The sequence below is a fragment of the Pseudomonas sp. RC10-4-2 genome, from assembly GCF_050433085.1.
GTDB classification, from domain to species: Bacteria; Pseudomonadota; Gammaproteobacteria; order Pseudomonadales; family Pseudomonadaceae; genus Pseudomonas; species Pseudomonas aeruginosa.
The window spans coordinates 1-21,347 of record NZ_JBNPXX010000010.1; the positions used below are offsets into that span (position 1 = coordinate 1).

Here is a 21,347-nt window from a genome sequence, read left to right on the forward strand (position 1 = left end):
GGGGTCTCCCCATGTGAGAGTAGGTCATCGTCAAGCTCCTATCCCAAAACCCCTGGTCAGCGATGACCGGGGGTTTTGCTTTTGCGCGCGGAAAAGTCTGCGAAAATCCGGGGAAAAGGCAGCTATACGGCAGGGCTTTTCGTAGGCAAAGCGCAAGTGCCTCTATATGATGCGTGCCTGGCTAGTGTGGGGCGTCTATGCAGACCTTGCTGAAACTACTTCAAGACGGGCGATTCCACTCCGGTGAGGAGTTGGGGGCAGTACTGGGCATCAGTCGCAGTGCAGTCTGGAAACGCTTGCAGCACCTGGAGGCTGAACATGGCCTGCAGTTCCACAAGGTGCGTGGCCGGGGTTACCGCCTGGCGAGTCCCCTCAGTCTCCTGGATCCGCGGAAGATCGACAGCCTCTGGCCGGTCGAGATCATGCCCACCGTCGATTCGACCAATAGCGAGGCCATGCGCAGGCTCGCGGCTGGAGCCTCGACGCCTTTCGTTATCGTCGCCGAGCAGCAGACTGCCGGGCGTGGACGTCGCGGCCGAGCCTGGGTCAGTCCCTATGGAGAGAACCTCTATTATTCTCTGGCCATTACTGTCAGGGGGGGCGCTCGGGAGCTCGAAGGGTTGAGCCTGGTTGTCGGTCTCGCGGTGCTCCGGGCCCTGGAGTCTTTGGGCGTCCGGGACGCCGGGTTGAAGTGGCCGAACGACCTTCTGCAGGGAGGCAAGAAGATCGCCGGAATTCTCCTGGAGCTGAGTGGCGACCCCGCGGATCTGTGTCATGTCGTTATCGGCATAGGGATCAACGTCAACATGAAGACCGCCACTGATATCGGCCAGCCTTGGACCTCCCTGCGCGAAGCGCTGGGGGAACTGGTGGATCGTTCGCGGCTGCTTTCTGCTCTCAATCGGCAGTTGGCCGATTATCTCGATAGGCATTCGCGCGAAGGCTTTGCTGCAAGTCGCGAGGAGTGGGAGTCCTGCAATCTCTGGCAGGGTGCCCAGGTCATTCTCTCGACTGCTCTGAGTTCCATCGAGGGTCGTGTGCTGGGTGTCGATAGCCGAGGAGCGCTGCGTCTCGAGGTGGATGGCGTGGAGCAGGGGTTCAGTGGAGGGGAGCTTAGTTTGAGGTTGCGTCAATGATTCTTGAGCTCGACTGTGGAAACTCGCTGATCAAGTGGCGGGTCATCGAGGGCGCGTCACGGTCGGTCGCCGGTGGCCTTGCGGAGTCCGATGATGCCCTGGTCGAACAGTTAACGTCGCAGCAAGCGTTGCCAGTGCGAGCCTGTCGCCTGGTGAGCGTTCGCAGCGAGCAGGAAACCTCGCAACTGGTCGCACGGTTGGAGCAGCTGTTCCCGGTTTCGGCGCTGGTTGCATCATCCGGCAAGCAGTTGGCGGGTGTGCGCAACGGCTATCTCGATTACCAGCGCCTGGGGCTCGACCGCTGGCTGGCCCTCGTCGCGGCTCATCACCTGGCTAAGAAGGCCTGCCTGGTCATCGATCTGGGGACCGCGGTCACCTCTGACCTGGTCGCGGCGGATGGAGTGCATCTGGGGGGCTACATATGCCCGGGCATGACCCTGATGAGAAGCCAGTTGCGCACCCATACCCGACGTATCCGCTACGACGATGCAGAGGCCCGTCGGGCGCTTGCCAGTCTCCAGCCGGGGCAGGCCACGGCCGAGGCGGTTGAGCGGGGTTGTCTGCTCATGCTCAGGGGGTTCGTTCGTGAGCAGTACGCCATGGCGTGCGAGCTGCTCGGTCCGGATTGTGAAATATTCCTGACGGGTGGGGATGCCGAACTGGTTCGCGACGAACTGGCTGGCGCCCGGATCATGCCGGACCTGGTTTTCGTAGGGCTGGCACTGGCTTGCCCGATTGAGTGAGAGGATCTATGCGCTGGTTCTTCCTGTTTCTCCTGGCCCTGAACGTCTTCTACTACGTCTGGCACCAGCAGCAATCCCCGCTACGGGCCAAGGAAATCGCACCGCTGGAACTCTATAAGGATGGGCAGAAGAACATTCTGCTGTTGGCCGAGAGCAACCTTGCTTCCAGGGCGCGCTCGGGATCGCAGGTGCCGGCGCCGAGTGTGCCTCCGGCTGCCGAAGAGTCGATCGCATCCGAGTCGGCCTGTCTCTATCTTGGCGGAGGCGGTGAGGAGGCGGATGCCCGAAGGTTGCAGCAGCGCCTGCTGGGCCTGGATATCGAGGCGGAGGTCGAGGCCCGTGGGGAGATGAGCGTCGATTACTGGGTCTATCTTCCTCCGCTAGCCTCGCGGGAGGCTGCGCTTCGTCAGTTGAAGGAGCTTCAGGCGCGCAATATCGACAGCTACCTGATTGGCGAGGGAGTGCTGGCCAATGGCATTTCTTTGGGGATGTTTTCCGCGCGGGATTCGGCTGAAAGTGCGCAGGCCCGTCTCAAGACGGCAGGTTACGAGGCGGAGCTGAAGGAATTGCCCCGCGGGCAGCGTGATTTCTGGGTAAGGGTGGCACCCGGCAGCCGGCGTCTGGTGGATGAGCAACTGCTCCAGGAGCTGGCTCGGGACTTCAAGGGATTGCAGCATCAAATAATGTCGTGCAAAGGTGTTGCATCCCCCTGATGGTTTGCATAGAATGGCGCCCGCTTCGCAGGGGGAAGGCTGAAAGACTCCTACCATGAAGTTGCTGTTGAAACCTAAGTTCAGGTTTTTTAAGAGAAAACTCTTGACAGCAAGGTGGCAGACGTAGAGAATGCCGCCCACCAGTTTGGAGGGATTCCCGAGTGGCCAAAGGGATCAGACTGTAAATCTGACGTCATAGACTTCGAAGGTTCGAATCCTTCTCCCTCCACCAGTTTAAAAGCGTGAGCTTCGGGCTCCGCGGGTATAGTTCAGTGGTAGAACCTCAGCCTTCCAAGCTGATGATGCGGGTTCGATTCCCGCTACCCGCTCCAGTCAAGTTGCTTGTGTTTCGCTCATGTAGCTCAGTTGGTAGAGCACACCCTTGGTAAGGGTGAGGTCAGCGGTTCAAATCCGCTCATGAGCTCCATTTATCCAGGGGCAGATATGAAAATATCTGCCCTTGTTCTAATGGTAGCGTGATCCGCTCAATTCCTTGAAGGGGATGGTCTCCATGGCTAAAGAAAAATTTGAACGGAACAAGCCGCACGTCAACGTCGGCACCATCGGTCACGTTGACCATGGCAAGACCACTCTGACCGCTGCACTGACCAAGGTCTGCTCCGACACCTGGGGTGGTTCCGCTCGTGCTTTCGATCAGATCGACAACGCGCCGGAAGAAAAGGCCCGCGGTATCACCATCAACACCTCGCACGTTGAATACGATTCCGCTGTTCGTCACTACGCCCACGTTGACTGCCCCGGTCACGCCGACTACGTGAAGAACATGATCACCGGTGCTGCCCAGATGGACGGCGCGATCCTGGTTTGCTCGGCTGCCGACGGCCCCATGCCGCAGACCCGCGAGCACATCCTGCTGTCCCGCCAGGTAGGCGTTCCCTACATCGTCGTGTTCCTGAACAAGGCCGACATGGTCGACGACGCCGAGCTGCTGGAACTGGTCGAGATGGAAGTTCGCGATCTGCTGAACACCTACGACTTCCCGGGCGACGACACTCCGATCATCATCGGTTCCGCGCTGATGGCGCTGGAAGGCAAGGATGACAACGGCATCGGCGTAAGCGCCGTGCAGAAGCTGGTAGAGACCCTGGACTCCTACATTCCGGAGCCGGTTCGTGCCATCGACCAGCCGTTCCTGATGCCGATCGAAGACGTGTTCTCGATCTCCGGCCGCGGTACCGTGGTAACTGGTCGTGTAGAGCGCGGCATCATCAAGGTCCAGGAAGAAGTGGAAATCGTCGGCATCAAGGCGACCACCAAGACCACCTGCACCGGCGTTGAAATGTTCCGCAAGCTGCTCGACGAAGGTCGTGCTGGTGAGAACGTTGGTATCCTGCTGCGTGGCACCAAGCGTGAAGACGTAGAGCGTGGCCAGGTACTGGCCAAGCCGGGCACCATCAAGCCGCACACCAAGTTCGAGTGCGAAGTGTACGTGCTGTCCAAGGAAGAAGGTGGTCGTCACACCCCGTTCTTCAAGGGCTACCGTCCGCAGTTCTACTTCCGTACCACCGACGTGACCGGTAACTGCGAACTGCCGGAAGGCGTAGAGATGGTAATGCCGGGCGACAACATCAAGATGGTTGTCACCCTGATCGCTCCGATCGCCATGGAAGATGGCCTGCGCTTCGCGATCCGCGAAGGCGGCCGTACCGTTGGCGCCGGCGTGGTTGCCAAGATCATCGAATAATATCGGTTGATCTTCCCCTCTCAGGCTGGCATAATGGTCGGCCTGATTTTGCTTCAGGCCAGTAGCTCAATTGGCAGAGCGGCGGTCTCCAAAACCGCAGGTTGGGGGTTCGATTCCCTCCTGGCCTGCCAGATTTCCCAAGTAAATCTGGCTTTTCTTCACGAGATTCCTAACAGATGAATGCCAAGGCAGAAGCCAAAGAATCACGTTTTGATCTCTTGAAATGGCTCTTGGTTGCCGTTCTGGTTGTGGTTGCCGTTGTGGGCAATCAGTACTTTTCGGCTCAACCAATCCTGTATCGCGTTCTCGGTATTCTCGTTCTGGCGGTGATCGCTGCTTTCCTGGCTCTGCAAACGGCCAAGGGGCAGGCCTTCTTTAGTCTTGCTAAGGAAGCGCGCGTCGAGATTCGCAAGGTCGTATGGCCGAGTCGTCAAGAAACAACTCAGACCACGCTGATCGTGGTCGCGGTAGTGCTGGTAATGGCGCTGCTGCTGTGGGGGCTCGATTCCCTGCTGGGTTGGTTGGTTTCCATGATTGTAGGTTAAGGGTGCGCCGTGGCTAAGCGTTGGTACGTTGTGCATGCATACTCGGGCTACGAGAAGCATGTCATGCGCTCGCTGATCGAGCGTGTCAAGCTTGCTGGCATGGAAGAAGAGTTCGGCGAGATTCTGGTTCCCACCGAAGAAGTGGTGGAGATGCGGAACGGCCAGAAGCGCAAGAGCGAGCGCAAATTCTTCCCTGGCTATGTGCTGGTTCAGATGGAAATGAACGAAGGTACCTGGCACCTGGTGAAGGATACCCCGCGTGTCATGGGCTTCATCGGCGGGACTGCCGACAAGCCGGCTCCGATCACCGATCGTGAGGCTGATGCAATCCTGCGTCGCGTGGCCGATAGCGGCGACAAGCCCAAGCCGAAGACCCTGTTCGAGCCGGGCGAGACCGTTCGTGTCATCGATGGTCCTTTCGCCGACTTCAATGGTGTCGTCGAAGAAGTTAACTACGAGAAGAGCCGGATCCAAGTGGCCGTGCTCATCTTTGGCCGCTCTACCCCGGTGGAGCTGGAGTTCAGTCAGGTCGAAAAGGTCTAGCTGAAAACGCATCCCTCACCCCGCAGCCCAAGGCTGCGGGGTTTTGTCGTCACTGGGATAAACGCGAAAGCAACCGGGGAGCCTTCAGGCGCTTGTACCCGAATTTGGAGTAGCAAATGGCTAAGAAAATCCAGGCTTATATCAAGCTGCAAGTAAAGGCCGGTCAGGCCAACCCGTCGCCGCCGGTCGGCCCTGCCCTGGGTCAGCACGGCGTGAACATCATGGAATTCTGCAAGGCGTTCAACGCCAAGACCCAAGGCCAAGAGCCGGGCCTGCCGACTCCTGTGATCATCACCGTTTACAGCGACCGTAGCTTCACCTTCGAAACCAAGAGCACCCCGGCTGCCGTCCTGCTGAAAAAAGCAGCTGGCATCACCAGCGGCTCCGCTCGTCCGAACTCCCAGAAAGTCGGCACCGTTACCCGTGCCCAGCTGGAAGAGATCGCCAAGACCAAGCAGGCTGACCTGACCGCTGCTGATCTGGACGCTGCTGTACGTACCATCGCTGGCTCCGCGCGCAGCATGGGCCTGAACGTGGAGGGTGTGTAATGGCTAAGCTGACCAAGCGCCAGAAGGCGATTGCCGAGAAAGTAGTTGCCGGCAAGCAGTACAGCTTCGAAGAGGCCGCCAAGCTGCTGGCCGAGCTGTCCACCATCAAGTTCAAGGAGTCCGTGGACGTTGCCGTGAACCTCGGCGTCGATCCGCGTAAATCCGACCAGGTCGTTCGTGGCGCCACCGTCCTGCCGAACGGCACCGGCAAGAGCGTCCGCGTTGCCGTCTTCACCCAGGGTCCGGCTGCCGAAGCCGCTCTGGCTGCCGGCGCCGACAAGGTGGGCATGGACGAGCTGGCTGCCGAAATGAAAGGCGGCGACCTGAACTACGACGTCGTCATCGCTTCCCCGGATGCCATGCGTGTCGTCGGCCAGCTGGGCCAGATCCTCGGCCCGCGTGGTCTGATGCCGAACCCGAAAGTCGGCACCGTGACTCCGGACGTCGCTACCGCCGTGAAGAATGCCAAGGCTGGTCAGGTACGTTTCCGTACCGACAAGAACGGCATCATCCACAGCTCCGTCGGTAAGGTCGATTTCGAGCCGGCCAAGCTGCAGCAGAACGTTGAAGCGCTGCTGGCCGACCTGAAGCGCCTGAAGCCGTCCTCGTCGAAAGGCGTGTACGTCAAGCGCGTGACCCTGAGCACCACCATGGGTCCGGGCCTGCAGATCGACCTGGCTTCCCTGGAAGCCTAAGTGAAATCGTGCAGCGGGTTCTGCCCGCTGCACAGGTATTGGGGTCCCTGCCTGGCGGGGGCTATCCAAGACCGTAGGTGGCGCAAGCCTTAAACCACAAGCCTACGCAGATGGTGCTCCCGATTCGGTTACCGAATCAGACACCAAAACGACGTCCGGCCCCGGCTGGACGAAACGGTAACATCCAGGAGTAAACCCGTGGCAATTAAACTCGAAGACAAGAAGGCCATCGTCGCTGAAGTCAACGAGGCTGCCAAAGCTGCCCTGTCCGCTGTCGTGGCCGATGCCCGTGGCGTGACCGTAGGCGCCATGACCGGACTCCGTAAAGAGGCCCGCGAAGCTGGTGTGTACGTGAAAGTCGTACGTAACACCCTGCTCAAGCGCGCCGTTGAAGGCACCCAGTTCGACGTGCTCAACGACGTGTTCAAAGGCCCGACCCTGATCGCTTTCTCCAACGAACATCCGGGCGCTGCCGCTCGTATCTTCCGTGAGTTCGCCAAGGGTCAGGACAAGTTCGAGATCAAGGCGGCTGCCTTCGAGGGTCAGTTCCTCGCAGCCAATCAGATCGACGTACTGGCAAGCCTGCCGACCTACGACGAAGCCGTATCGCAGCTGATGAGCGTGATTCAGGGCGCTACCAGCAAGCTGGCTCGTACTCTGGCGGCCATTCGCGACCAGAAAGAAGCTGCTGCCGCCTAAGTCGGCTCGCAAGCGCTTTCAATCTTATTTGTTTAATACGATGGCCGCAGGCCGTCCCCCAATACAGGAATTAGAGTCATGGCTCTGACCAACGAAGACATCATCAACGCCGTATCCGAAATGTCCGTCATGCAAGTGGTCGAACTGATCAAGGCGATGGAAGAGAAGTTCGGCGTTACCGCTGCTGCCGCTACCGTTGCCGCTGCTGGCCCGGCTGCTGCCGCTGCCGAAGAGCAGACCGAGTTCACCATCGTCCTGGCCGAAGCTGGCGACAAGAAAGTGAACGTGATCAAGGTCGTTCGCGAACTGACCGGTCTGGGTCTGAAAGAAGCCAAGGCCGTCGTAGACGGCGCTCCGGGCGTGGTGAAGGAAGGCGCTTCGAAAGAAGAAGCCGAAGCCGCCAAGAAAGCCCTGGAAGAAGCAGGCGCCAAAGTCGAGCTCAAGTAAGCGACGACCTTGCGTCTACAGCCCGAGCGTCAAGCGAAAGGCTGATGGCTGGTGGCTTTTGCCACCGGCCTTTTTCCGTTCTGGGTGGACTCGCCTCGGGCGTTCCACCCAAGACGTGAAAGTGCCCCGAGTGGGCAATGCAGGCCAAGGGGTCTGCAAGATTTTCCGGCTGCTCCCGTCGGAGACGCCAAACAAGCAGGTGACCAAGCTGGGGAACGCTGATGGCTTACTCATACACTGAGAAAAAACGTATCCGCAAGGACTTTAGCAAGTTGCCGGACGTCATGGATGTGCCGTATTTGCTGGCCATCCAGCTGGATTCCTATCGCGAATTCCTGCAGGCTGGCGCAACCAAGGAGCAGTTCCGCGATATCGGTCTGCACGCGGCCTTCAAGTCCGTTTTCCCGATTATCAGCTATTCCGGCAATGCTGCCCTGGAATACGTCGGCTACCGTCTGGGTGAGCCGGCATTCGATGTCAAGGAGTGCGTGCTGCGCGGCGTGACCTTCGCCGTACCGCTGCGCGTGAAAGTTCGCCTGATCATCTTCGACCGCGAGTCGTCGAACAAGGCGATCAAGGACATCAAGGAACAAGAAGTCTACATGGGGGAAATCCCCCTGATGACCGAGAACGGTACCTTCATCATCAACGGTACCGAACGTGTCATCGTCTCCCAGCTGCACCGTTCCCCGGGCGTGTTCTTCGACCACGACCGTGGCAAGACCCACAGCTCCGGCAAGCTGCTGTACTCCGCGCGGATCATTCCTTACCGCGGTTCCTGGCTGGACTTCGAGTTCGATCCGAAGGACTGCGTGTTCGTCCGTATCGACCGTCGCCGCAAGCTGCCGGCCTCGGTACTGCTGCGCGCGCTCGGCTACAGCACCGAAGAGATCCTCAACGCCTTCTACGCGACCAACGTCTTCCACATCAAGGGCGAGACCCTGAACCTGGAACTGGTCCCGCAGCGCCTGCGCGGTGAAGTCGCGAGCATCGACATCAAGGATGGCAGCGGCAAGGTGATCGTGGAGCAGGGGCGTCGTATCACTGCCCGCCACATCAACCAGCTGGAAAAGGCTGGCGTGAGTCAGCTGGAAGTGCCGTTCGACTACCTGATCGGCCGTACCATCGCCAAGGCGATCGTGCATCCGGCTACCGGCGAGATCATCGCCGAGTGCAACACCGAGCTGACCCTCGACCTCCTGGCCAAGGTGGCCAAGGCCCAGGTCGTGCGCATCGAGACCCTGTACACCAACGACATCGACTGCGGTCCGTTCATCTCCGACACCCTGAAGATCGACAACACCAGCAACCAGCTGGAAGCCCTGGTCGAGATCTACCGGATGATGCGTCCGGGCGAGCCGCCGACCAAGGAAGCTGCCGAGACCCTGTTCGGCAACCTGTTCTTCAGCGCCGAGCGTTACGACCTGTCGGCCGTAGGCCGGATGAAGTTCAACCGCCGTATCGGTCGTACCGAGATCGAAGGTCCGGGCGTCCTGAGCAAGGAAGACATCATCGATGTGCTCAAGACCCTCGTCGACATCCGTAACGGCAAGGGCATCGTCGATGACATCGACCACCTGGGCAACCGTCGCGTCCGTTGCGTCGGCGAAATGGCCGAGAACCAGTTCCGCGTGGGCCTGGTGCGTGTCGAGCGCGCGGTCAAGGAGCGCCTGTCCATGGCCGAAAGCGAAGGCCTGATGCCGCAGGACCTGATCAACGCCAAGCCGGTGGCTGCCGCGATCAAGGAGTTCTTCGGTTCGAGCCAGCTGTCGCAGTTCATGGACCAGAACAACCCGCTTTCCGAGATCACCCACAAGCGCCGCGTCTCCGCGCTCGGCCCGGGCGGTCTGACCCGTGAGCGTGCGGGCTTCGAGGTTCGTGACGTACACCCGACCCACTACGGCCGCGTGTGCCCGATCGAAACCCCTGAAGGTCCGAACATCGGTCTGATCAACTCCCTGGCGACCTACGCCCGCACCAACAAGTACGGCTTCCTCGAGAGCCCGTACCGCGTGGTCAAGGACAGCCTGGTAACCGACGAGATCGTGTTCCTGTCGGCGATCGAAGAAGCCGACCACGTCATCGCCCAGGCTTCGGCGACCCTCAACGAGAAGGGTCAACTGGTGGACGAGCTGGTGGCCGTGCGTCACCTGAACGAATTCACCGTGAAGGCGCCGGAAGACGTGACCCTGATGGACGTGTCGCCGAAGCAGGTCGTTTCCGTCGCTGCCTCGCTGATTCCGTTCCTCGAGCACGATGACGCCAACCGCGCACTCATGGGCTCGAACATGCAGCGTCAGGCCGTGCCGACCCTGCGTGCCGACAAGCCGCTGGTGGGTACCGGCATGGAGCGCAACGTGGCGCGCGACTCCGGCGTCTGCGTCGTGGCTCGCCGTGGCGGTGTGATCGACTCGGTCGATGCCAGCCGTGTCGTGGTTCGCGTGGCGGATGACGAGGTCGAGACCGGCGAAGCGGGTGTCGACATCTACAACCTGACCAAGTACACCCGTTCCAACCAGAACACCTGCATCAACCAGCGTCCGCTGGTGAGCAAGGGTGACGTGGTTGCGCGCGGCGACATCCTGGCCGACGGTCCGTCCACCGACATGGGCGAACTGGCCCTGGGCCAGAACATGCGCGTAGCGTTCATGCCCTGGAACGGCTTCAACTTCGAAGACTCCATCTGCCTGTCCGAGCGCGTGGTCCAGGAAGATCGTTTCACCACGATCCACATCCAGGAACTGACCTGCGTCGCTCGTGACACCAAGCTTGGCCCAGAGGAAATCACCGCGGACATCCCGAACGTGGGCGAGGCCGCGCTGAACAAGCTGGACGAAGCCGGTATCGTCTACGTCGGCGCCGAAGTGCAGGCCGGCGACATCCTGGTCGGCAAGGTCACTCCGAAAGGCGAGACCCAGCTGACTCCGGAAGAGAAGCTGCTGCGCGCGATCTTCGGTGAGAAGGCGTCCGACGTGAAGGACACCTCCCTGCGTGTGCCGACCGGCACCAAGGGTACCGTCATCGACGTTCAGGTCTTCACCCGCGACGGCGTCGAGCGCGACTCCCGCGCGCTGTCCATCGAGAAGATGCAACTCGACCAGATCCGCAAGGACCTGAACGAAGAGTTCCGCATCGTCGAAGGCGCGACCTTCGAGCGTCTGCGTGCCGCCCTGGTCGGTGCCAAGGCTGAAGGTGGCCCGGCGCTGAAGAAGGGCACGGAGATCACCGACGACTACCTCGACGGTCTCGAGCGCGGCCAGTGGTTCAAGCTGCGCATGGCCGACGACGCCCTGAACGAACAGCTGGAGAAGGCCCAGGCCTACATCAGCGATCGTCGCCAGCTCCTGGACGACAAGTTCGAGGACAAGAAGCGCAAGCTGCAGCAGGGCGACGACCTGGCTCCGGGCGTGCTGAAGATCGTCAAGGTCTACCTGGCGATCAAGCGTCGCATCCAGCCGGGCGACAAGATGGCCGGCCGTCACGGTAACAAGGGTGTGGTCTCGGTGATCATGCCGGTGGAAGACATGCCGCACGATGCCAACGGCACCCCGGTCGACATCGTCCTCAACCCGCTGGGCGTACCGTCGCGTATGAACGTCGGTCAGATCCTCGAAACCCACCTGGGCCTCGCGGCCAAGGGGCTGGGCGAGAAGATCAACCGCATGCTCGAAGAGCAGCGCAAGGTCGCCGAACTGCGTAAGTTCCTGCACGAGATCTACAACGAGATCGGCGGTCGCGAGGAAAACCTCGACGAGCTGGGCGACAACGAGATCCTCGCGCTGGCCAAGAACCTGCGCGGTGGCGTACCGATGGCGACCCCGGTGTTCGATGGCGCCAAGGAACGCGAGATCAAGGCCATGCTGAAGCTGGCCGACCTGCCGGAAAGCGGCCAGATGCGTCTGTTCGACGGCCGTACCGGCAACCAGTTCGAGCGTCCGACCACCGTCGGCTACATGTACATGCTCAAGCTGAACCACCTGGTGGACGACAAGATGCACGCCCGTTCCACCGGCTCGTACAGCCTGGTTACCCAGCAGCCGCTGGGTGGTAAGGCACAGTTCGGTGGTCAGCGCTTCGGTGAGATGGAGGTGTGGGCGCTGGAAGCCTATGGCGCGGCGTACACCCTGCAGGAAATGCTGACGGTCAAGTCGGACGACGTGAACGGCCGGACCAAGATGTACAAGAACATCGTGGACGGCGATCACCGCATGGAGGCCGGCATGCCCGAGTCCTTCAACGTTCTGATCAAAGAGATCCGTTCGCTCGGCATCGACATCGAACTGGAAACCGAATAACACGTGACGCTAGACGGTGCGGCTGGTCAAGGCCGGTCGCACCGGGTCCGTGAGGAGGAAAGGCCTTGAAAGACTTGCTTAATCTGTTGAAAAACCAGGGTCAAATCGAAGAGTTCGATGCCATCCGTATTGGCCTGGCTTCGCCCGAGATGATTCGTTCCTGGTCTTTCGGCGAAGTTAAAAAGCCGGAAACCATCAACTACCGTACCTTCAAGCCGGAGCGCGACGGCCTGTTCTGCGCCAAGATCTTCGGCCCGGTGAAGGACTACGAGTGCCTGTGCGGCAAGTACAAGCGCCTCAAGCACCGCGGTGTGATCTGCGAGAAGTGCGGCGTGGAAGTCGCCCTGGCCAAGGTGCGCCGCGAGCGCATGGGCCACATCGAGCTGGCTTCGCCGGTTGCCCACATCTGGTTCCTGAAGTCGCTGCCGTCCCGTATCGGCCTGCTGCTGGACATGACCCTGCGCGATATCGAGCGCGTGCTCTATTTCGAGAGCTACGTGGTGATCGATCCGGGCATGACCACCCTGGAAAAGGGCCAGCTGCTGAACGACGAGCAATACTTCGAGGCCCTCGAAGAGTTCGGTGACGATTTCGATGCTCGCATGGGCGCCGAAGCCGTTCACGAACTGCTCAACGCCATCGACCTGGAGCACGAGATTGGCCGCCTGCGCGAAGAGATTCCGCAGACCAACTCGGAAACCAAGATCAAGAAGCTGTCCAAGCGCCTGAAGCTGATGGAAGCCTTCCAGGGCTCCGGCAACAAGCCTGAGTGGATGGTCCTGACCGTTCTGCCGGTGCTGCCGCCGGACCTGCGTCCGCTGGTTCCGCTGGATGGCGGTCGCTTCGCGACTTCCGACCTGAACGACCTGTATCGTCGGGTGATCAACCGTAACAACCGTCTGAAGCGCCTGCTCGACCTGGCCGCTCCGGACATCATCGTGCGCAACGAAAAGCGCATGCTGCAGGAAGCCGTCGACGCCCTGCTCGACAACGGCCGTCGCGGTCGCGCCATCACCGGCTCGAACAAGCGTCCGCTGAAGTCGCTGGCCGACATGATCAAGGGCAAGCAAGGTCGCTTCCGTCAGAACCTGCTCGGCAAGCGCGTGGACTACTCCGGTCGTTCCGTGATCACCGTGGGCCCGACCCTGCGCCTGCACCAGTGCGGTCTGCCGAAGAAGATGGCCCTGGAGCTGTTCAAGCCGTTCATCTTCGGCAAGCTGGAAGGTCGTGGTATGGCCACCACCATCAAGGCCGCCAAGAAAATGGTCGAGCGCGAGCTGCCCGAGGTCTGGGACGTTCTCGCCGAAGTCATCCGCGAGCATCCGGTTCTCCTGAACCGTGCGCCGACCCTGCACCGTCTGGGCATCCAGGCGTTCGAGCCGGTCCTCATCGAAGGCAAGGCGATCCAGCTGCACCCGCTGGTCTGCGCCGCGTACAACGCCGACTTCGACGGTGACCAGATGGCCGTCCACGTTCCGCTGACCCTCGAGGCCCAGCTGGAAGCGCGCGCGCTGATGATGTCCACCAACAACATCCTGTCGCCCGCCAACGGCGAGCCGATCATCGTTCCGTCGCAGGACGTGGTAATGGGTCTGTACTACATGACCCGTGAAGCGATCAACGCGAAGGGCGAGGGCATGGCCTTCGCCGACCTGCAGGAAGTCGACCGCGCCTACCGCAGCGGCCAGGCGTCCCTGCACGCTCGCGTGAAAGTGCGCATCAACGAAAAGATCAAGGGTGAAGACGGCCAACTGACCGCCAATACCCGTATCGTCGACACCACCGTCGGCCGCGCGCTGCTGTTCCAGGTCGTTCCGGCCGGCCTGCCGTTCGACGTGGTCAACCAGTCGATGAAGAAGAAGGCGATCTCCAAGCTGATCAACCACTGCTATCGCGTGGTGGGTCTGAAGGACACCGTCATCTTCGCCGACCAGCTGATGTACACCGGTTTCGCCTACTCGACCATTTCCGGCGTGTCCATCGGCGTCAACGACTTCGTCATCCCGGACGAGAAGGCGCGGATCATCAACGCCGCCACCGACGAAGTGAAGGAGATCGAGAGCCAGTACGCCTCCGGCCTGGTAACCCAGGGCGAGAAGTACAACAAGGTGATCGACCTGTGGTCGAAGGCCAACGACGAAGTGTCCAAGGCGATGATGGCCAACCTCTCGAAAGAGAAGGTCGTCGATCGCGAGGGCAAGGAAGTTGACCAGGAGTCCTTCAACTCCATGTACATGATGGCTGACTCGGGTGCGCGGGGCTCCGCGGCCCAGATCCGTCAGCTGGCAGGTATGCGTGGCCTGATGGCCAAGCCGGACGGCTCGATCATCGAGACCCCGATCACCGCGAACTTCCGGGAAGGCCTGAACGTACTCCAGTACTTCATCTCCACCCACGGTGCTCGTAAGGGTCTGGCGGATACCGCGCTGAAGACCGCGAACTCCGGTTACCTGACCCGTCGTCTGGTCGACGTGGCCCAGGATCTGGTAGTGACCGAGATCGATTGCGGTACCGAGCACGGCCTGCTGATGTCGCCGCACATCGAAGGCGGCGACGTGGTCGAGCCGCTCGGCGAGCGCGTGCTCGGCCGTGTGATCGCGCGCGACGTGTTCAAGCCGGGCAGCGACGAGGTCATCGTGCCGGCCGGCACCCTGATCGACGAGAAGTGGGTCGACTTCCTCGAAGTGATGAGCGTCGACGAAGTGGTGGTGCGTTCCCCGATCACCTGCGAAACCCGTCATGGCATCTGCGCCATGTGCTACGGCCGCGACCTGGCCCGTGGCCATCGCGTCAACATCGGCGAGGCGGTCGGTGTCATCGCTGCCCAGTCCATCGGTGAGCCGGGCACCCAGCTGACCATGCGTACCTTCCACATCGGTGGTGCGGCCAGCCGGACCTCCGCGGCCGACAACGTCCAGGTGAAGAACGGCGGCACCATCCGCCTGCACAACCTGAAGCATGTGGTTCGTGCCGACGGCGCGCTGGTCGCGGTTTCCCGTTCCGGCGAACTGGCGGTTGCCGACGACTTCGGTCGCGAGCGCGAGCGCTACAAGCTGCCGTACGGTGCGGTGATCTCGGTCAAGGAAGGTGACAAGGTCGACCCGGGCGCTATCGTCGCCAAGTGGGACCCGCACACCCACCCGATCGTCACCGAGGTGGACGGTACCGTGGCCTTCGTGGGCATGGAAGAGGGCATCACCGTCAAGCGTCAGACCGACGAACTGACCGGCCTGACCAACATCGAAGTGATGGATCCGAAGGACCGTCCGGCTGCCGGCAAGGACATCCGTCCGGCCGTGAAGCTGATCGATGCCGCGGGCAAGGACCTGCTGCTGCCGGGTACCGACGTACCGGCGCAGTACTTCCTGCCGGCCAACGCCCTGGTCAACCTGACCGACGGCGCCAAGGTGAGCATCGGTGACGTTGTCGCGCGTATCCCGCAGGAAACCTCGAAGACCCGTGACATCACCGGTGGTCTGCCGCGCGTTGCCGACCTGTTCGAGGCTCGTCGTCCGAAAGAGCCTTCGATCCTGGCGGAAATCAGCGGCACCATCTCCTTCGGCAAGGAGACCAAGGGCAAGCGCCGCCTGGTCATCACGCCGAACGATGGCAGCGATCCGTACGAGGAGCTGATTCCGAAGTGGCGTCACCTGAACGTGTTCGAAGGCGAACAGGTGAACCGCGGCGAAGTCATCTCCGACGGTCCGAGCAACCCGCACGACATCCTGCGCCTGCTGGGCGTGAGCTCGCTGGCGAAGTACATCGTCAACGAGATCCAGGACGTCTACCGTCTGCAGGGCGTGAAGATCAACGACAAGCACATCGAGACCATCCTGCGTCAGATGCTGCGCAAGGTCGAAGTCAGCGAGTCCGGCGACTCCAGCTTCATCAAAGGCGACCAGGTGGAACTCACCCAGGTGCTGGAAGAGAACGAACAGCTCGGTACCGAGGACAAGTTCCCGGCCAAGTACGAGCGGGTTCTGCTGGGTATCACCAAGGCCTCCCTGTCGACCGAGTCGTTCATTTCCGCGGCGTCGTTCCAGGAGACCACCCGCGTCCTCACCGAGGCGGCGGTCACCGGCAAGCGCGACTTCCTGCGTGGTCTGAAAGAGAACGTGGTCGTGGGTCGCCTGATTCCGGCCGGTACCGGTCTGGCTTACCACAGCGAGCGCAAGCGTCAGCGCGACCTCGGCAAGCCGCAGCGTGTGAGTGCCAGCGAGGCGGAAGCCGCACTGACCGAAGCGCTGAACTCGAGCGGTAACTAAGCATCAACGACAAGCCCCGGCTATCCCGATAGCCGGGGCTTTGTCTTGACGGTGTACAAGAACCTCTTTACTATTTTGTACCCCGAAAATTGGCAGGGCGCATGCTCTGTCATTTCGTTTGTGTGTCGTAAGACAATCAGTGGAGCTATAGATGGCAACTATCAACCAGCTGGTGCGTAAGCCGCGCAAGCGCATGGTCGACAAGAGCGACGTGCCTGCGCTGCAGAACTGCCCGCAACGTCGTGGCGTATGCACCCGCGTATACACCACCACGCCGAAAAAGCCGAACTCGGCACTGCGTAAGGTATGCCGTGTACGTCTGACCAACGGTTTCGAGGTTTCCTCGTACATCGGTGGTGAAGGTCACAACCTGCAAGAGCACAGCGTAGTGCTGATCCGTGGCGGTCGTGTAAAGGACCTTCCGGGTGTGCGTTACCACACCGTGCGCGGTTCGCTGGACACCTCGGGTGTCAAAGACCGTAAGCAGGGTCGTTCGAAGTACGGCGCCAAGCGTCCGAAGTAATAGCGTTTTTATATTTATCTGAGTCGATAAGAGTAAGGTCGGGCGTAACTTGACTGTTATGGTCCCGGGCTAACCTGAAGACCGTTTGAGGGCTTATCAATGCCAAGACGTCGTGTAGCGGCCAAGCGTGAAGTGCTGGCTGATCCGAAATACGGAAGCCAGATCCTGGCCAAGTTCATGAACCACGTGATGGAAAGCGGCAAGAAAGCCGTTGCCGAGCGTATCGTTTACGGTGCGCTGGACAAGGTGAAGGAACGCGGCAAGGCCGATCCCCTGGAAACCTTCGAAAAAGCTCTCGATGCCATCGCTCCGCTGGTCGAAGTGAAGTCCCGCCGCGTAGGTGGTGCGACTTACCAGGTTCCGGTCGAAGTCCGTCCGTCCCGTCGTAATGCCCTGGCCATGCGTTGGCTGGTGGACTTCGCCCGCAAGCGTGGCGAGAAGTCCATGGCTCTGCGCCTGGCTGGCGAGCTGCTGGATGCCGCTGAAGGCAAGGGCGCAGCAGTCAAGAAGCGTGAAGACGTGCACCGTATGGCAGAGGCCAACAAGGCCTTCTCGCACTACCGGTTCTAATCGCGCTGCCCAACCCCCGAGGACCTTATTGTGGCCCGTACTACACCCATCAACCGCTACCGTAATATCGGTATCTGTGCCCACGTTGACGCGGGCAAGACCACCACCACGGAGCGGGTTCTGTTCTATACCGGCGTCAACCACAAGCTGGGCGAAGTGCATGACGGCGCTGCGACCACCGACTGGATGGTGCAGGAGCAGGAGCGCGGTATCACCATTACCTCCGCTGCCGTTACCACCTTCTGGAAGGGCTCGCGCGGTCAGTACGACAACTATCGCGTAAACGTCATCGACACCCCCGGCCACGTAGACTTCACCATCGAGGTGGAGCGTTCCCTGCGTGTATTGGATGGCGCTGTCGTGGTGTTCTGTGGCACCTCCGGCGTAGAGCCGCAGTCGGAAACCGTATGGCGTCAGGCCAACAAGTACGGCGTACCGCGCATCGTCTACGTCAACAAGATGGACCGCCAGGGCGCGAACTTCCTGCGCGTCGTCGAGCAGATCAAGAAGCGCCTGGGTCATACCCCGGTTCCGGTCCAGCTCGCCATCGGCGCTGAAGAGAACTTCGTCGGTCAGGTCGACCTGATCAAGATGAAGGCCATCTACTGGAACGATGACGACAAGGGCATGACCTACCGCGAGGAAGAAATTCCTGCGGAGCTCAAGGACCTGGCCGAAGAGTGGCGTTCCAGCATGGTCGAGGCTGCGGCCGAAGCCAACGAAGAGCTGATGAACAAGTACCTCGAAGAGGGCGAGCTCTCCGAAGCCGAGATCAAGGAAGGCCTGCGTCTGCGCACCCTGGCGTGCGAGATCGTTCCGGCCGTCTGCGGTTCCTCGTTCAAGAACAAGGGCGTTCCGCTGGTTCTCGATGCCGTCATCGACTACCTCCCGGCTCCGACCGAGATCCCTGCGATCAAGGGCGTCAGCCCGGACGACGAGACCGTCGAAGACGAGCGTCATGCCGACGACAACGAACCGTTCTCGTCCCTGGCGTTCAAGATCGCTACCGACCCGTTCGTCGGTACCCTGACCTTCGCCCGCGTTTACTCCGGCGTCCTGAGTTCCGGCGACTCCGTCCTGAACTCGGTGAAAGGCAAGAAAGAGCGCGTCGGTCGGATGGTGCAGATGCACGCCAACCAGCGTGAAGAGATCAAGGAAGTGCGCGCAGGCGACATCGCTGCCCTGATCGGCATGAAGGACGTCACCACCGGTGACACCCTGTGCTCGATCGAGAAGCCGATCATCCTCGAGCGCATGGACTTCCCCGAGCCGGTAATCTCGGTCGCTGTAGAGCCGAAGACCAAGGCTGACCAGGAGAAGATGGGTATCGCCCTCGGCAAGCTGGCCCAGGAAGACCCGTCGTTCCGTGTCAAGACCGACGAAGAGTCCGGTCAGACCATCATCTCCGGCATGGGCGAGCTGCACCTGGACATCATCGTCGACCGCATGAAGCGCGAGTTCGGCGTTGAGGCCAACATCGGCAAGCCGCAGGTTGCCTACCGTGAGACCATCACCAAGGACAACGTGGAGATCGAAGGCAAGTTCGTTCGCCAGTCCGGTGGTCGCGGTCAGTTCGGTCATTGCTGGATCCGTTTCTCGGCCGCGGACGTGGACGAGAAGGGCAACATCACCGAAGGCCTGGTGTTCGAGAACGAAGTCGTGGGCGGTGTGGTTCCGAAGGAATACATCCCGGCGATCCAGAAGGGTATCGAAGAGCAGATGAAGAACGGCGTCGTTGCCGGCTATCCGCTCATCGGCCTGAAGGCTACCGTTTTCGATGGTTCCTACCATGACGTCGACTCCAACGAGATGGCGTTCAAGATCGCTGCTTCCATGGCGACCAAGCAGCTGGCCCAGAAGGGCGGCGGCAAGGTGCTCGAGCCGATCATGAAGGTAGAGGTGGTGACTCCTGAGGACTACATGGGTGACGTGATGGGCGACCTGAACCGTCGTCGTGGTCTGATTCAGGGGATGGAGGACACGGTTTCCGGTAAGGTTATTCGTGCCGAGGTTCCGCTGGGTGAGATGTTCGGTTATGCGACCGACGTGCGTTCCATGTCCCAGGGTCGCGCGAGCTACTCCATGGAATTCTCCAAATACGCCGAAGCTCCGTCGAACATCGTCGAAGCGCTGGTTAAAAAACAAGGTTGATTCAGCCCTTTAAGTAAGAGGTTTACTGTCGTGGCTAAGGAAAAATTCGAACGTAACAAACCGCACGTCAACGTCGGCACCATCGGTCACGTTGACCATGGCAAGACCACTCTGACCGCTGCACTGACCAAGGTCTGCTCCGACACCTGGGGTGGTTCCGCTCGTGCTTTCGATCAGATCGACAACGCGCCGGAAGAAAAGGCCCGCGGTATCACCATCAACACCTCGCACGTTGAATACGATTCCGCTGTTCGTCACTACGCTCACGTTGACTGCCCCGGTCACGCCGACTACGTGAAGAACATGATCACCGGTGCTGCCCAGATGGACGGCGCGATCCTGGTTTGCTCGGCTGCCGACGGCCCCATGCCGCAGACCCGCGAGCACATCCTGCTGTCCCGCCAGGTAGGCGTTCCCTACATCGTCGTGTTCCTGAACAAGGCCGACATGGTCGACGACGCCGAGCTGCTGGAACTGGTCGAGATGGAAGTTCGCGATCTGCTGAACACCTACGACTTCCCGGGCGACGACACTCCGATCATCATTGGTTCCGCGCTGATGGCGCTGGAAGGCAAGGATGACAACGGCATCGGCGTAAGCGCCGTGCAGAAGCTGGTAGAGACCCTGGACTCCTACATTCCGGAGCCGGTTCGTGCCATCGACCAGCCGTTCCTGATGCCGATCGAAGACGTGTTCTCGATCTCCGGCCGCGGTACCGTGGTAACCGGTCGTGTAGAGCGCGGCATCATCAAGGTCCAGGAAGAAGTGGAAATCGTCGGCATCAAGGCGACCACCAAGACCACCTGCACCGGCGTTGAAATGTTCCGCAAGCTGCTCGACGAAGGTCGTGCTGGTGAGAACGTTGGTATCCTGCTGCGTGGCACCAAGCGTGAAGACGTAGAGCGTGGCCAGGTGCTGGCCAAGCCGGGCACCATCAAGCCGCACACCAAGTTCGAGTGCGAAGTGTACGTGCTGTCCAAGGAAGAAGGTGGTCGTCACACCCCGTTCTTCAAGGGCTACCGTCCGCAGTTCTACTTCCGTACCACCGACGTGACCGGTAACTGCGAACTGCCGGAAGGCGTAGAGATGGTAATGCCGGGCGACAACATCAAGATGGTTGTCACCCTGATCGCTCCGATCGCCATGGAAGATGGCCTGCGCTTCGCGATCCGCGAAGGCGGCCGTACCGTTGGCGCCGGCGTGGTTGCCAAGATCATCGAGTAATCGCTGATCCTGCCATCAGAAAAGGGGCCCTCCGGGGCCCCTTTTTTCGTTCGTTGGTTAAATATTGACACCCTGTGGGGGCATCCGTACAATTGCGCCTCCTTTTAACGGGCGTAGTCCGTCCGTTGGGAATGGTAAATTGGAGTCTGAGGTCAAATGCAAAACCAACAAATCCGGATTCGGTTGAAGGCTTTTGACCATCGCCTGATCGATCAATCAACCCAGGAAATCGTGGAAACCGCGAAACGTACTGGTGCTCAGGTGCGTGGTCCAATCCCTCTGCCGACCCGCAAGGAACGTTTCACCGTGCTGATCTCTCCGCACGTCAACAAAGATGCGCGTGATCAGTACGAAATTCGTACACATAAGCGTGTACTGGACATCGTCCAGCCGACGGATAAAACCGTCGATGCGCTGATGAAGCTCGATCTTGCTGCAGGCGTTGAAGTACAGATCAGCCTCGGCTAATGCCTTCGGCATTGGTCGTGTAACGCTCTGAAATGGGCGGCCATAGCGGGTGAAAGCCCCGTACACTCAAGAGGTTT

The 21,347-nt window shown here is 60.5% G+C and carries 17 protein-coding genes and 4 tRNA genes; all 21 read left to right on the forward strand.

Features of this window, described 5'->3' with window-relative positions:
* Positions 1-197 precede the first annotated feature (197 nt).
* The 21 genes from birA to rpsJ all read left to right on the forward strand — a co-directional run bounded on the left by birA (position 198) and on the right by rpsJ (position 21,270).
* On the forward strand, positions 198-1,136 hold the full coding sequence (gene birA / locus FHW81_RS29895) for a bifunctional biotin--[acetyl-CoA-carboxylase] ligase/biotin operon repressor BirA (RefSeq protein ID WP_003117986.1): 939 nt from the start codon (positions 198-200) through the stop codon (positions 1,134-1,136).
* A complete protein-coding gene (locus tag FHW81_RS29900) occupies positions 1,133-1,879 on the forward strand; it encodes a pantothenate kinase (protein WP_003118934.1) in 747 nt (248 codons plus the stop codon). The genes birA and FHW81_RS29900 overlap by 4 nt, the downstream gene beginning before the upstream one ends.
* An 8-nt stretch (positions 1,880-1,887) precedes the next feature.
* Positions 1,888-2,592 (forward strand): SPOR domain-containing protein, encoded by a 705-nt coding sequence (locus FHW81_RS29905; RefSeq protein WP_003118935.1) that lies wholly within the window; start codon positions 1,888-1,890, stop codon positions 2,590-2,592.
* A gap of 147 nt (positions 2,593-2,739) precedes the next feature.
* Positions 2,740-2,824: transfer RNA gene (locus tag FHW81_RS29910), tRNA-Tyr, on the forward strand.
* A gap of 26 nt (positions 2,825-2,850) precedes the next feature.
* Positions 2,851-2,924 (forward strand) — tRNA-Gly (locus FHW81_RS29915).
* Positions 2,925-2,943: 19 nt separating this feature from the next.
* A tRNA-Thr gene (locus tag FHW81_RS29920) sits at positions 2,944-3,019 on the forward strand.
* An 84-nt stretch (positions 3,020-3,103) separates the two neighbouring features.
* Positions 3,104-4,297, forward strand: coding sequence for an elongation factor Tu (gene tuf / locus FHW81_RS29925; RefSeq protein ID WP_003115146.1), 1,194 nt, complete (start codon positions 3,104-3,106; stop codon positions 4,295-4,297).
* Between the two features lie 55 nt (positions 4,298-4,352).
* Positions 4,353-4,428: transfer RNA gene (locus FHW81_RS29930), tRNA-Trp, on the forward strand.
* A 45-nt stretch (positions 4,429-4,473) separates the two neighbouring features.
* Complete coding sequence (gene secE / locus FHW81_RS29935; protein WP_003108030.1) at positions 4,474-4,842, forward strand: preprotein translocase subunit SecE; 369 nt, start codon at positions 4,474-4,476, stop codon at positions 4,840-4,842.
* A gap of 9 nt (positions 4,843-4,851) precedes the next feature.
* Positions 4,852-5,385 carry a transcription termination/antitermination protein NusG gene (gene nusG, locus FHW81_RS29940; protein WP_003108028.1) on the forward strand — a complete coding sequence of 178 codons (534 nt, stop codon included), beginning with the start codon at positions 4,852-4,854 and terminating at the stop codon, positions 5,383-5,385.
* A 116-nt stretch (positions 5,386-5,501) separates the two neighbouring features.
* On the forward strand, positions 5,502-5,933 hold the full coding sequence (gene rplK, locus FHW81_RS29945) for a 50S ribosomal protein L11 (protein ID WP_003093751.1): 432 nt from the start codon (positions 5,502-5,504) through the stop codon (positions 5,931-5,933).
* The gene (gene rplA, locus FHW81_RS29950; RefSeq protein WP_003093749.1) at positions 5,933-6,628 is read left to right on the forward strand and encodes a 50S ribosomal protein L1; all 696 of its coding nucleotides are present in this window, start codon (positions 5,933-5,935) and stop codon (positions 6,626-6,628) included. The genes rplK and rplA overlap by 1 nt, the downstream gene beginning before the upstream one ends.
* 198 nt (positions 6,629-6,826) lie before the next feature.
* Positions 6,827-7,327 carry a 50S ribosomal protein L10 gene (gene rplJ / locus FHW81_RS29955; RefSeq protein WP_003093748.1) on the forward strand — a complete coding sequence of 167 codons (501 nt, stop codon included), beginning with the start codon at positions 6,827-6,829 and terminating at the stop codon, positions 7,325-7,327.
* Positions 7,328-7,405: 78 nt separating this feature from the next.
* Complete coding sequence (gene rplL / locus FHW81_RS29960; RefSeq protein ID WP_003093747.1) at positions 7,406-7,774, forward strand: 50S ribosomal protein L7/L12; 369 nt, start codon at positions 7,406-7,408, stop codon at positions 7,772-7,774.
* A gap of 221 nt (positions 7,775-7,995) precedes the next feature.
* The gene (gene rpoB, locus FHW81_RS29965; protein WP_003093746.1) at positions 7,996-12,069 is read left to right on the forward strand and encodes a DNA-directed RNA polymerase subunit beta; all 4,074 of its coding nucleotides are present in this window, start codon (positions 7,996-7,998) and stop codon (positions 12,067-12,069) included.
* A gap of 65 nt (positions 12,070-12,134) precedes the next feature.
* The gene (gene rpoC, locus FHW81_RS29970) at positions 12,135-16,334 is read left to right on the forward strand and encodes a DNA-directed RNA polymerase subunit beta' (protein ID WP_003093745.1); all 4,200 of its coding nucleotides are present in this window, start codon (positions 12,135-12,137) and stop codon (positions 16,332-16,334) included.
* A 151-nt stretch (positions 16,335-16,485) separates the two neighbouring features.
* Positions 16,486-16,857, forward strand: coding sequence for a 30S ribosomal protein S12 (rpsL, locus tag FHW81_RS29975; RefSeq protein ID WP_003093744.1), 372 nt, complete (start codon positions 16,486-16,488; stop codon positions 16,855-16,857).
* Between the two features lie 99 nt (positions 16,858-16,956).
* Positions 16,957-17,427 carry a 30S ribosomal protein S7 gene (gene rpsG / locus FHW81_RS29980; protein ID WP_003093742.1) on the forward strand — a complete coding sequence of 157 codons (471 nt, stop codon included), beginning with the start codon at positions 16,957-16,959 and terminating at the stop codon, positions 17,425-17,427.
* Between the two features lie 30 nt (positions 17,428-17,457).
* The gene (fusA, locus tag FHW81_RS29985; RefSeq protein WP_003093741.1) at positions 17,458-19,578 is read left to right on the forward strand and encodes an elongation factor G; all 2,121 of its coding nucleotides are present in this window, start codon (positions 17,458-17,460) and stop codon (positions 19,576-19,578) included.
* Positions 19,579-19,608: 30 nt separating this feature from the next.
* Complete coding sequence (tuf, locus tag FHW81_RS29990; RefSeq protein ID WP_003115146.1) at positions 19,609-20,802, forward strand: elongation factor Tu; 1,194 nt, start codon at positions 19,609-19,611, stop codon at positions 20,800-20,802.
* A gap of 156 nt (positions 20,803-20,958) precedes the next feature.
* Positions 20,959-21,270: a 30S ribosomal protein S10 gene (rpsJ, locus tag FHW81_RS29995; RefSeq protein WP_003103876.1), complete on the forward strand. Its 312-nt coding sequence runs from the start codon at positions 20,959-20,961 to the stop codon at positions 21,268-21,270.
* Positions 21,271-21,347 lie beyond the last annotated feature (77 nt).

Coding starts and splice junctions, on each gene's coding strand:
- FHW81_RS29900 (WP_003118934.1), top strand. CDS start 1,133: ATGATTCTTGAGCTCGACTGTGGAAACTCGCTGATCAAGTGGCGGGTC.
- birA (WP_003117986.1), top strand. CDS start 198: ATGCAGACCTTGCTGAAACTACTTCAAGACGGGCGATTCCACTCCGGT.
- rplL (WP_003093747.1), top strand. CDS start 7,406: ATGGCTCTGACCAACGAAGACATCATCAACGCCGTATCCGAAATGTCC.
- rplK (WP_003093751.1), top strand. CDS start 5,502: ATGGCTAAGAAAATCCAGGCTTATATCAAGCTGCAAGTAAAGGCCGGT.
- rpsJ (WP_003103876.1), top strand. CDS start 20,959: ATGCAAAACCAACAAATCCGGATTCGGTTGAAGGCTTTTGACCATCGC.
- rpsG (WP_003093742.1), top strand. CDS start 16,957: ATGCCAAGACGTCGTGTAGCGGCCAAGCGTGAAGTGCTGGCTGATCCG.
- rplA (WP_003093749.1), top strand. CDS start 5,933: ATGGCTAAGCTGACCAAGCGCCAGAAGGCGATTGCCGAGAAAGTAGTT.
- secE (WP_003108030.1), top strand. CDS start 4,474: ATGAATGCCAAGGCAGAAGCCAAAGAATCACGTTTTGATCTCTTGAAA.
- rpoB (WP_003093746.1), top strand. CDS start 7,996: ATGGCTTACTCATACACTGAGAAAAAACGTATCCGCAAGGACTTTAGC.
- rpsL (WP_003093744.1), top strand. CDS start 16,486: ATGGCAACTATCAACCAGCTGGTGCGTAAGCCGCGCAAGCGCATGGTC.
- FHW81_RS29905 (WP_003118935.1), top strand. CDS start 1,888: ATGCGCTGGTTCTTCCTGTTTCTCCTGGCCCTGAACGTCTTCTACTAC.
- tuf (WP_003115146.1), top strand. CDS start 3,104: ATGGCTAAAGAAAAATTTGAACGGAACAAGCCGCACGTCAACGTCGGC.